Consider the following 9982-nt stretch of genomic DNA (forward strand, 5'->3'; position numbering starts at 1 on the left):
GAGGTCATGGGGCTATACCTCCGGGGAAACGGCTATCGATGTGCCAGATCCATTAATTAAAGGCTAGCAGGTTGGGAGGGGTAATCCCGCCACGGGTAAGTGACTTGGGGTGAGTGGGTTAGGGTCTTTGGGGGGTTGACAGGGTTGGGAGGGGTGGAAGGGCGGAATACGGGGATCTCTCCACTCCGGCGGCAAAAGACCCCGCCTCCGGTCGAGATGACGTATGTTTGTGGCGGTGCAGAAGACGCCGCCTCCGGTCGAGATGACGTGGGTTTTGGGGGCGGATAAACTAGGCGACCTTCGGCTTATATCCAAGGTCGTTGGGTGAGTGGGAGGTTACTCGTATTTGAGGGTCTGGACGGGGTCGAGGCGGGCGGCGCGGTTGGCGGGGAGTGTGCCGAAGAGGACTCCGACCAGCACGGAGGTGGCCAGCGCAATGACGGCCGACCAGGCGCTGATGGGTATCTGGAACGGTGTCAGGAAGCCCAGAGTCAAGGGCAGGGCAAGGCCGACCACGGTGCCGATGAGACCTCCGCTGAGCGAGAGGAAGACGGCTTCGGTGAGGAACTGCAATCGTATCTCGTTGCTGGTGGCACCGAGCGCCTTGCGGATGCCGATCTCCTTGAGACGCGCCTGCACGTTGGCCAACATGCTGTTCATGATGCCGACGCCGGAGACGATGAGCGTGATGCCGGCGGCGAGGGTGAGGACGAGTGTGAGCATGTCGGCGATCCTGGCCATGCTGCTGAGCAGGTCGGTGAGGGTCTGCGCGCTGTACACCGAGCCGGCGTAGTGTCGTGAGCGGATGATGTCGAGAATATGGCTGGTGGCCGGGACAACCATGTTGGAGTCGCGCATGGTGAAGAAGATTTCCTTGAGGGTGTCCGTTCCGGTGAAGTAGCGCAAGACCGGATAGGGGACCAGCATGGTGTGACTGCTGATCTCGGACAAGCCGTGGGTGTCGAGGCTCTCCCGGAAGACTCCGATGATGGTGAACGGAATGCCTTTAATGCTGATGGTTTTGCCGACGGCTGCCTGCGGGCTGCCATAAAGCTCGGTGGCGAAAGGCTCGACAATATCGGCGACCTTCTCATGGCCAAGCGCGTCCTGATCGTCGAAGAAGCGTCCTGAAAGAACGACGAGGTCACGAACGATACGGTATTGGGGCGAGACGCCGAGCAGCATGGTGGAGCGGGTGACGCCGCCCCCTACGCTCACGTTGTCGTGATACTCCAGCATGGGCGACCAGGCGACGATGCCGGGAACATTCGCCACCACGTAGTTCATGTCGTCGAGCGTGAGATAGTCGGGCGTCGAGGTGTTGTTTGGGCCGGAGATGTTTCCGCCGCCGTATTGCAATTCGATCTTGTTGGGGCCGAGGCTGGTGAGCTGGTCGAGCGCGTACTGCTTGCCGGTGAGCCCGAGCGTGGCAACCAGAATGATGGAGGCCGAGCCGATGACCATGCCGAGCATGGTGAGCAGAAAGCGGGTCTTGCTGGCGCGGAAGCTATCGACGGCGAGGCGGACGACCTCGCTGAAGAGCATGGTGGAGCGCGCGCTGGCCAGGGTGCGCTCGAAGGAACTCGCTTTGGATAGCTGGGCGGTGGCCATGGCTGTTCTTAGATATAGATTAGACGCCTTCGGGGGTTGTGGCGATGCGGGAAGGGGCGCTCACCTTGGGAGTAACGGGCCCCGCAGGTGGCTCCGATGGCCCGGGGCCGGGCTTGCGTGGATTGGACAAGTGCGCTTAGTATGCAGCCTTGGTTCGGGATAGCCGTCATTGAGGTTTTCGGTCGGCAGGGAAAGAAAAACGGTTGTCGGGAATATGGAGTCCTCTGGCCATGCAAATTCGTATACCATTACAATCAAGCGGAAAGCTGTGACCCAGGTCTTCAGGCGGCAAAGCGCCTGAGGAAGTCCCCGCGCCAGATTGAAGGAGATGATTCGCCCAATGAAAGTTAACCTACGAATTCCGGTGAGCGCCGCGATGGTGGCGCTGCTGCTTACTACTGTTACCGGGTGCAATCGCCTGAAGGCGCGGGACCAGTTGACCAAAGGCGTGCAGGCGTTCAAGAACGCGCAATACGAAGAAGCCGTCAACCACTTCCAGAACTCGATCAAGCTGGATCCGAACTACGAAGACGCGAAGCTCTATCTGGCTACGGCGTACTCCTATCAGGTCGTGCCGAACCTGGACACACCGGAGAACCTGGCGGTTGCGCAGAAGGCGCTCGACGGCTTCAACGCCGTGCTGGCTAAGGACCCCAACGATGTGACGGCTCTCAAGCAGATTGCCTCGATCAACTTCAACATTAAGAAGTTCGAGGTGGCGAAGGAGTACCAGAAGAAGGTGATTGCTCTGGCGCCGAACGACGCCGAAGCGTACTACACGGTGGGCGTGGTGGACTGGCTACAGGCTTATAAGAGCGCCGTTGCCATTCTGGCGGCCGACGGCATTACCGACGCGGGCGACGGCAATCCCAAGATGAGCAAAGGCGCTTGTCAGAAGATTCAGGCTGCCAACACCGATCTGGTGACGGAAGGCTTGCAATATCTGAACAAGGCCGTTGAGATCAACCCGACCTACGACGATGCGATGCAGTATCTGCAGTTGACTTATCGCCGCAAGGCCGATCTCGACTGCACCGACCCTGATGCTCGTAAGGCTGATATGGCGCAGGTGGATATGTGGGTGCAGAAGGCCATGGGCGCTCGCAAGGCCAACGAGTTGAAGAAAGAAAAGGCGGCCCAGGGCGGCGTGACCATGCAGTAGGCCCTGGTTCCATTGCTTCGGAAGAGACCTCCCAGTGCGGGAGGTCTTTTCTTTTGGGTAGAATGGCCGCTTGCGTTGCATGATGACTGCGGACGAAAACCGAGGCGGCCAACGATGAAGAAGGTGCTGATCGCCAATCGCGGCGAGATTGCGCTCAGGGTGATTAGTGCCTGTCGGGAGATGGGGTTGGCGACGGTGGCGGTGTACTCGGATGCGGACCGGGCTGCGCTGCACGTGCTCCACGCGGAGGAGGCGTACCGGCTGGGGCCGGCTCCGGCGACCGAGAGTTATCTGCGCGGCGACCTGATTCTGGAGATTGCACGGCGAGCTGGGGTGGACGCTGTGCATCCGGGGTATGGGTTTCTTTCGGAGAATGCGGACTTTGCGGAGGCGTGCGCGGCGGCGGGAGTCACCTTCATTGGCCCTCCGGCGAGCGCGATGCGGGAGCTGGGGTCGAAGACACGCGCGCGGCAGGCGGCGGACCGGGCAAAGATGCCTCGCGTGCCGGGGTCGGTGACGGGGCTGGCGGATGTGGATGAGGCAGTGCACGTCGCTGGAGAGATTGGCTATCCCGTGATGCTGAAGGCGGCGGCGGGCGGCGGCGGCAAGGGAATGCGCGCGGTGACGCGGACGGAGGATATGGCCTCGGCGTTTCGTGCGGCATCGAGCGAGGCGGAGCGCAGCTTCGGTTCGGGCGAGGTCTATCTGGAGAAGCTGATCGAGCGGCCGCGGCACATCGAGATTCAGGTGATGGCCGACATGCATGGCAACTGCGTGTATCTGGGCGAGCGGGAGTGCTCGGTGCAGCGGCGACACCAGAAGGTGATTGAAGAGGCTCCGTCGGCGGTGGTGGATGATGATCTGCGGCGCAGGATGGGCGAGGCGGCGGTGCGGCTGGCGCTCTCTGCCGGATATGTGAACGCGGGCACGATTGAATTTCTGGTCGATGATGCGCGGAACTTTTACTTTCTGGAGATGAATACGCGGTTGCAGGTGGAGCATCCGGTGACGGAGATGGTTACGGGGCTTGACCTGGTTGAGATGCAGCTTCGTGTGGCGATGGGCGAGCCGCTCGGCGTAAGGCAGGAAGACATCCGCCTGCGCGGGCACGCGGTTGAATGCAGGATCTATGCCGAAGACCCGGAGAACAACTTCTTCCCATCGCCGGGGCTGATTACGCGGCTGGTGCAGCCGGGCGGGCCGGGCATCCGCGAGGACTGCGCGGTGTATGCGGGGTGGACGGTGCCGCTTGACTATGACCCGATGCTCTCGAAGCTGGTGGCGTTCGCGCCGACGCGCGAGGCGGCGATTGACAGGATGCTGCGCGCGCTCGACGAGTATGTGATTGGCGGGATCAAGACGAACATTTCGCTGTTCCGGCGGATTCTGACTGACCCGGACTTTCGCGCGGCACGAATTGATACGGGGTATCTGGAGCGGCTGCTCGGCAGTCCTGCTGAAGTTGGCGAACACGTGCCCGAAGACGTAGCGGCAGTGGCGGTTGCACTCTTTGCGACGATGGTGAAGGAGCGCGTTGTTGCCGGTGGGGCTGCGCAACAAAGCCGATGGGTTGTGGCGGGGCGGCAGGAGGGACTGAGCGGGTGACGGTCTGGCTAGAGATTGCAGGGAAGAAGCGGAGGGTGGAACTGCCTGCCTTGGCCACAGGCGCGGTTGACTGCGTGGTGGACGGGCGGACTATGCGTGTGGACGCGCGGATGCTCGAAGCAGGCGTGATGTCGCTGGTGGTGGAAGGGCGGCAGTACCGGTGTGTTCTGGATGGCGACGGCGTGTGGATTGGCAACCGGCGGTATGGGTTCACGGTGGACGATCCGCGCTCGCTACAGGGACGGCGCGGCGCAGGCGGTGGAGCAGAGGGCCCGCGCGCGGTGAAGGCTCCCATGCCGGGGCGCGTGGTGCGCGTGCTGGTGGCTGTTGGCGATGCGGTAGCGGAGGGGCAGGGCGTGGTCGTGATCGAGGCGATGAAGATGCAGAATGAGCTGAAGTCGCCCAAGGCCGGGCGCGTGGCGCGCATTGGGGTTGCGGCGGGAGACACGGTCGGCTCGGGAGACGTGCTGGCGGTCGTGGAATAGGGCCTTTTCCATAGAGGTGCGGGCAGATGCGAAACGCAGATTCCCTTCGGGAATGACAACAAGAAAAGCAAATGCAAAAACGAAACGCAGAGTCCCTTCGGGAAGGACAAACAAAAAGACTGGAATCGCAGATTCCCTTCGGGAATGACAGCAAAGGGAATGACAGCAAAAAGCGGGGACTACTTTGGGGATGAAGGAGTCGCCGGGACTATCACATTCAGAAAAACAGCTATAAAAATTGCTTTCGGGCACCAGTCTGTGGACGATACAATCCTTCAACACGGCAAGCACAGACAGGTCGCACGCAAATCCCCGGAGAGAGGTTGAACGTATGAGCGATGACGCGATTGTGGGCGAGCAGGCAGCGGGAACAGGATTGAGTCAGGTGGAGCGGGTGGTGGACACCTTCATCGCCCCGAGCAAGACTTTTACCGATATTTTGCGCAACCGGAGCGTGTGGCTGCCGATTGTGCTGTCGATCATCTTTTCGCTGGCAACGGCCTGGACGATGCAGAAGAAGGTCGGCTTCAGTCAGATGTATCAGATGAGCCTGGCGCAGAATCCTTCGCAGCAGGAGCAGTTCGATGCCAAGACGCCGGACCAGCGCGCCGCTCAGATGAGGATCGGAACGGCGATTACCGAAGGCATCTCGTATGGGTATTGGGCGATTGGTCTTATCTTTGCAGCGATCGCTGCGCTGGTGCTGTGGGGCAGCTTCAACTTTCTGGCCGGGGCGAAGACGGGCTTTTCCGAGATGTTCGCCGTGTGGATCTATGCCGGGCTGACCGGGCTGGTGGGGGCGGTGTTGATCATCATCATGCTGGTCGCTACCGGAGGGGACAACTTCAACGTGCAGGACCCGATCGGCACGAATCTGGGCTACTTCCTTGGCGGGGACTCGGCGCACTGGCTCAAGTCGCTGCTCGGCTCCTTCGACCTGCTGGTGTTCTGGTTCATGGCGCTGCTGATTATCGGCACGTCGATTGTGGCGAAGGTCAAACGCTCGACGGCCGCGGCGATCATCATCGGCTGGTGGGCGCTGCTCGTTGTGGTGAAGACTGCGTTCGCCGCGTTGATGAGCTAGTGTAGTGAGTCATTAATTTGGTGAAGCATAGGACGGGCCTTTGGCCCTCGTAAAACGAAACAACTAATGGCTCAGCACACTAGCGAGGAGTTCGATTGGGAGGTCCTGATGAGACGGCTTCTCGGGACGTGCATCGCGATTGTTTTCGCTGCGGCGTCTGGGCAATGTTCTGCGCAGCCGCAAGCCGCGAAGGCCCATTACGTCGGATCGGCCAGTTGTAAGCCTTGTCATGCGGGGTTGTATGCAGGGTGGCGGCAGACGCGGATGGCCAACGTGGTGCGCGATCCGAAGGTGCATCCGGAGGCGGTGCTCGCGGACTTTACTCATGCAAATCCGCTGGTGACGTTCAGCCTCAAAGACGTTGCATTCGTTTATGGGAGCAAGTGGAAGCAGAGGTACTTCACCAAGATCGGCGATACCTACTACGTGGAGCCCGCGCAGTGGGACGTGGCGAAGAAGAAGTGGCTCCCGTATCATGTTGAGGCTGGCGCGGACTGGTGGGTGCCCTACTATGGCGCGAGTAACTTCGAGCGCCCGACGGGGCCGCTGTGCGACGGGTGCCACTCGGTTGGCTACAACATCGAAACGAAGCAGCCCGTCGAATGGAACGTTGGTTGCGAAAAATGCCACGGGCCGGGCAGCGAGCATGTCGCGCATCCGACAAAAGAAAACATCGTGAACCCGGACAGGCTGGACTATGTCCGCGCGAACGATACCTGCATTCAGTGCCACAGCCAGGGCAGGACACTGACGGAGACCTTCGGCGGCAAGTACTACGACTGGCCGGTTGGGTTTACGGTGGGCGAGCGGCTGGCCGATTACTGGAGGCTCGAAGAGCTGAAGCCCGGAACGACGAACTTCTTTCAGTACGCGGACATGACGGCGCACAAGAATCGGATGCAGGGCAACGACTTCATCCAGAGCGTGATGTACCACCGTGAGCTACGCTGCTTCGACTGCCACGATGTGCATAGCGACGCGAACCCGGCGAACCTGAAAGAAGCAGGTAACGCGCTTTGCCTGCGGTGCCATGCGCCCGATATGAACAATCCGGCGGGCCTGAAGGGGACGGTGAGCGAACACACACATCACGCGGAGGGAAGCAAGGGCAGCGAGTGTGTCGCCTGTCACATGCCGCTGATCGAGCAGACGATTGCGGGGAACTATGTGGCGAGCCATACGTTCCGGTTCATTACTCCGGCGCTGACGGAGGAATCAGGCGTGCCCAACCCATGTACGCTGTGCCACACGGACAAGAGCAATGCCTGGGCCGTCGCGCAGTTGAAGACGTGGAACAGCGTCTCGCCGTGGCGGATGGCCCAGCCTTTGGAGTAGGTGGGGTTCGTCGGACCATGGCTTTTACCCAAGCGAAGCATGGCGCCGCGAGGGACGAAATGCGGGGATTCTTCCCATTCGACTTCGCTCAGGGCAGGCTGCTGCGCTCAGAATGACAGACAGAAAGGTACTGACTCTCAGTGTTGGCTGATCCCTAAGCCCTGATCCCTGCTTTATTCCGTCCAGCGCCTGAAGATGAGCGAGCCGTTGGTGCCGCCGAAGCCGAAGGAGTTCGACAGAGCGTAGTCGATCTTTGCCGACTGAGGCTTGTTGGGGACGTAGTTGAGGCGGCACGCGGGGTCGAGTTCGACGATGTTCATCGTTGGCGGAGCGATCTGGTTTTGCATGGCCATGATGGTGATACCTGCTTCGAGCCCGCCCGCACCGCCGAGCAGGTGGCCGGTCATCGACTTGGTGGAGCTGACCAGTAGCGTGTGGTTCTTCGCGCGTTCGCCGAAGACGGTCTCGATGGCCTGCGACTCAAGTGCGTCGCCGAGCGGCGTCGAGGTGGCGTGGGCGTTCACGTAGTCGATGGTGTCCGGCGAAATGCCGGCGACCTTGAGGGCGTGGCGCATGGAGCGGGCGCAGCCTTCGCCTTCGGGCGACATGCCGGTCATATGGAAGGCGTCGGCGGAGAGGCCGTAGCCGACGACTTCGGCGAGAATCTTCGCGCCGCGGGCCTTGGCGAACTCAAGCTCTTCGAGGATGAGGATGCCGGCGCCTTCGCCGATGACGAAGCCGTCGCGGTCCTTGTCGAAGGGGCGGCTGGCGTGTTCGGGGTCGTCGTTGCGCGTGGAGAGCGCGCGCATGGAGGCAAAGCCTGCCACACCGAGCGGCGTAATGGATGCCTCGGCTCCTCCGGCGATCATGGCGTCGGCGTCGTCGCGCTGGATGATGCGGAAGGCGTCGCCGATGGAGTGGGCGCTGGTGGTGCAGGCGGTCGCGGTGGCCTCGTTGGGGCCGCGCGCTCCGTATTTGATGGAGACGTGACCGGCGGCCAGGTTGATGATGGAGCCGGGGATGAAGAAGGGCGACACCTTGCGCGGGCCGCCAGCGAGCAGGTTCGAGTGTTCGCGCTCGATGACGTCGAAGCCGCCGATGCCGGAGCCGATGTGGACGCCGACGCGGTCGTGGTTGCTCTCATCCACCTTGAGGCCGGAGTGGGCCATCGCCTCGGCCGAGGCGGCCAGGGCGAAATGGATGAAGCGGCCCATCTTGCGGGCCTCTTTTTTATCCACGAACTGCAAGGGGTCGAAGTCCTTGACCTCGGCCGCGAAGCGCGTGGGGTGGCCGGTGAGATCGAATGCCTTGATCTCGGCCATGCCGCTTTTGCCGGCCATGAGGCCTGCCCACACCTCCGGCGCGGTCTTACCCACGCCACAGATGAGACCGAGGCCCGTTACGACGACACGACGCTGCTCCATACGTTATTTGGCCGCCTTCTGGTGCTTTTCGATGTAGTCGATGGCGTCCTTGACGGTCTTGATCTTCTCGGCATCCTCGTCGGGAATCTGGATGTCGAAGGCCTCTTCGAACTGCATGACAAGCTCGACCACGTCGAGCGAGTCGGCCCCGAGGTCCTCCTGAAAGCTGGCTCCGGGGGTGACTTCAGCCTCATCCACCTGAAGCTGCTCGACGATAATCTGTTTTACCTTTTCATCTACTGCTGCCATGTCGTTCTCCTGTTTACGTCTGAAATCAAATCCTTTGGGTAAAGCTGCCGCTCGAACACACCAACCTCAAGCATACTGAGCGCCTTGGAGAGTGTAAAGCAAGTAGCGGGCTGTGGGAATCGGCAGTAGAAAGGGATTTTTACTCTTCATCGGCGGAGGCCGCGATGGCCGGAGTTATGCCGTCGAAGCTGAGAACGTTGCCGGGGGCTCCGTCTGTTTCGCTGACATCGCGGAGTGTGCGATGGATGGCGCGGGTGCGGACGCCGAGCTTTTGGATGGTGTTCTGCACGGTGCCGACCTGCTTCTCCATGGAGGTCATCAGGTCGCCGAACTTGTCGAACTCGGTGCGGGTCGAGGCCAGGACCTTCCAGACTTCGTCGCCTTTCTTCTGGAGGTTGAGCATATGGAAGCCCATCTGAAAGCTGATGAGGATGGCCGAGAGGGTGCTGGGCCCGGCGATGGTGACGTGGCAGGTGCGCTGAAGATCAGCCTGAAGGCCGTCGCGGCGCACCACCTCCGCGTAGAGGCTTTCCGTGGGCAGAAACATGATGGCGTGGGGCGTGGTGACGGGCTGGTTGATGTACTTGCTGCAAATGAGTTTGGCCTGGGTGCGGATGGCCGCTTCAAAGGCTCTGCCTGTCGCGGCGATCTCTTCCTGAACGCCGGATTCGAGCGCCGACTCCAGCCGCTCCCAGTCTTCGCGGGGAAACTTGGCGTCGATCGGCAGCAGGGTCTCACCCGCGGCGCCGGGAAAGCGGACGGCATACTCGACGACCTCCTGGGTTCCGGGCTTGACCTGCGCGTTATGGAGATACTGTGAAGGAGCAAGGACCTGTTCGAGCAGGCGGCCAAGCTGTACCTCAGCGACGCCGCCACGCGATTTCACGTTCGAGAAGATGCGGTTCAGGTCGTTGACGCCGGAGGTGAGCAGCGTCATTTCGCCGAGACCGGTGTGGACCTTCATCAACTGGTCGCTGACCGCGCCAAAGGACTCCGTCAGGCGTGTCTGGAGCGTCGATTGCAGCTT

9 protein-coding genes are annotated in these 9982 nt (G+C 61.3%); 5 read left to right on the forward strand and 4 right to left on the reverse strand.

Going from position 1 to position 9982, the window contains the following annotated elements; translation table 11 throughout:
- Window positions 1–336: 336 nt before the first annotated feature.
- The gene (locus VFU66_RS14555) at window positions 337–1611 is read right to left on the reverse strand and encodes an ABC transporter permease (RefSeq protein WP_326446991.1); all 1275 of its coding nucleotides are present in this window, start codon (window positions 1609–1611) and stop codon (window positions 337–339) included.
- Between the two features lie 340 nt (window positions 1612–1951).
- Here VFU66_RS14555 and VFU66_RS14560 point away from each other — a divergent pair, with 340 nt between their 5' ends.
- The 5 genes from VFU66_RS14560 (at window position 1952) to VFU66_RS14580 (ending at window position 7282) form a co-directional block, all read left to right on the forward strand.
- Window positions 1952–2773 carry a tetratricopeptide repeat protein gene (locus VFU66_RS14560; RefSeq protein ID WP_326446992.1) on the forward strand — a complete coding sequence of 274 codons (822 nt, stop codon included), beginning with the start codon at window positions 1952–1954 and terminating at the stop codon, window positions 2771–2773.
- A 114-nt stretch (window positions 2774–2887) separates the two neighbouring features.
- Window positions 2888–4378, forward strand: a complete 1491-nt coding sequence (gene accC / locus VFU66_RS14565) for an acetyl-CoA carboxylase biotin carboxylase subunit (protein WP_326446993.1) — start codon at window positions 2888–2890, stop codon at window positions 4376–4378.
- The gene (locus VFU66_RS14570) at window positions 4375–4863 is read left to right on the forward strand and encodes an acyl-CoA carboxylase biotin carboxyl carrier protein subunit (protein ID WP_326446994.1); all 489 of its coding nucleotides are present in this window, start codon (window positions 4375–4377) and stop codon (window positions 4861–4863) included. The genes accC and VFU66_RS14570 overlap by 4 nt, the downstream gene beginning before the upstream one ends.
- Before the next feature lie 331 nt (window positions 4864–5194).
- Window positions 5195–5947 (forward strand): YIP1 family protein, encoded by a 753-nt coding sequence (locus tag VFU66_RS14575; protein WP_326446995.1) that lies wholly within the window; start codon window positions 5195–5197, stop codon window positions 5945–5947.
- Window positions 5948–6055: 108 nt separating this feature from the next.
- Window positions 6056–7282, forward strand: a complete 1227-nt coding sequence (locus tag VFU66_RS14580; RefSeq protein WP_326446996.1) for a doubled CXXCH domain-containing protein — start codon at window positions 6056–6058, stop codon at window positions 7280–7282.
- A gap of 173 nt (window positions 7283–7455) precedes the next feature.
- On the opposite strand, the gene fabF is transcribed toward VFU66_RS14580, so the two are convergent.
- From fabF to VFU66_RS14595, 3 genes are all read right to left on the reverse strand, one after another.
- Window positions 7456–8706 (reverse strand): beta-ketoacyl-ACP synthase II, encoded by a 1251-nt coding sequence (fabF, locus tag VFU66_RS14585; protein WP_326446997.1) that lies wholly within the window; start codon window positions 8704–8706, stop codon window positions 7456–7458.
- Window positions 8707–8709: 3 nt separating this feature from the next.
- Window positions 8710–8955 carry an acyl carrier protein gene (locus VFU66_RS14590; protein ID WP_188759583.1) on the reverse strand — a complete coding sequence of 82 codons (246 nt, stop codon included), beginning with the start codon at window positions 8953–8955 and terminating at the stop codon, window positions 8710–8712.
- Window positions 8956–9094: 139 nt separating this feature from the next.
- On the reverse strand, window positions 9095–9982 hold an 888-nt coding region (locus tag VFU66_RS14595), incomplete at its 5' end, for a DNA recombination protein RmuC (protein ID WP_326446998.1).

Origin of the sequence: Edaphobacter sp., assembly GCF_035763405.1 — a bacterium.
In the GTDB taxonomy this organism is placed as follows: Bacteria; Acidobacteriota; Terriglobia; order Terriglobales; family Acidobacteriaceae; genus Edaphobacter.

Bases quoted from the DNA above. Each gene is read 5' to 3' on its own strand.
- VFU66_RS14555 (WP_326446991.1), bottom strand. From the start codon at position 1,611: ATGGCCACCGCCCAGCTATCCAAAGCGAGTTCCTTCGAGCGCACCCTG.
- VFU66_RS14560 (WP_326446992.1), top strand. From the start codon at position 1,952: ATGAAAGTTAACCTACGAATTCCGGTGAGCGCCGCGATGGTGGCGCTG.
- accC (WP_326446993.1), top strand. From the start codon at position 2,888: ATGAAGAAGGTGCTGATCGCCAATCGCGGCGAGATTGCGCTCAGGGTG.
- VFU66_RS14575 (WP_326446995.1), top strand. From the start codon at position 5,195: ATGAGCGATGACGCGATTGTGGGCGAGCAGGCAGCGGGAACAGGATTG.
- VFU66_RS14580 (WP_326446996.1), top strand. From the start codon at position 6,056: ATGAGACGGCTTCTCGGGACGTGCATCGCGATTGTTTTCGCTGCGGCG.
- fabF (WP_326446997.1), bottom strand. From the start codon at position 8,706: ATGGAGCAGCGTCGTGTCGTCGTAACGGGCCTCGGTCTCATCTGTGGC.
- VFU66_RS14590 (WP_188759583.1), bottom strand. From the start codon at position 8,955: ATGGCAGCAGTAGATGAAAAGGTAAAACAGATTATCGTCGAGCAGCTT.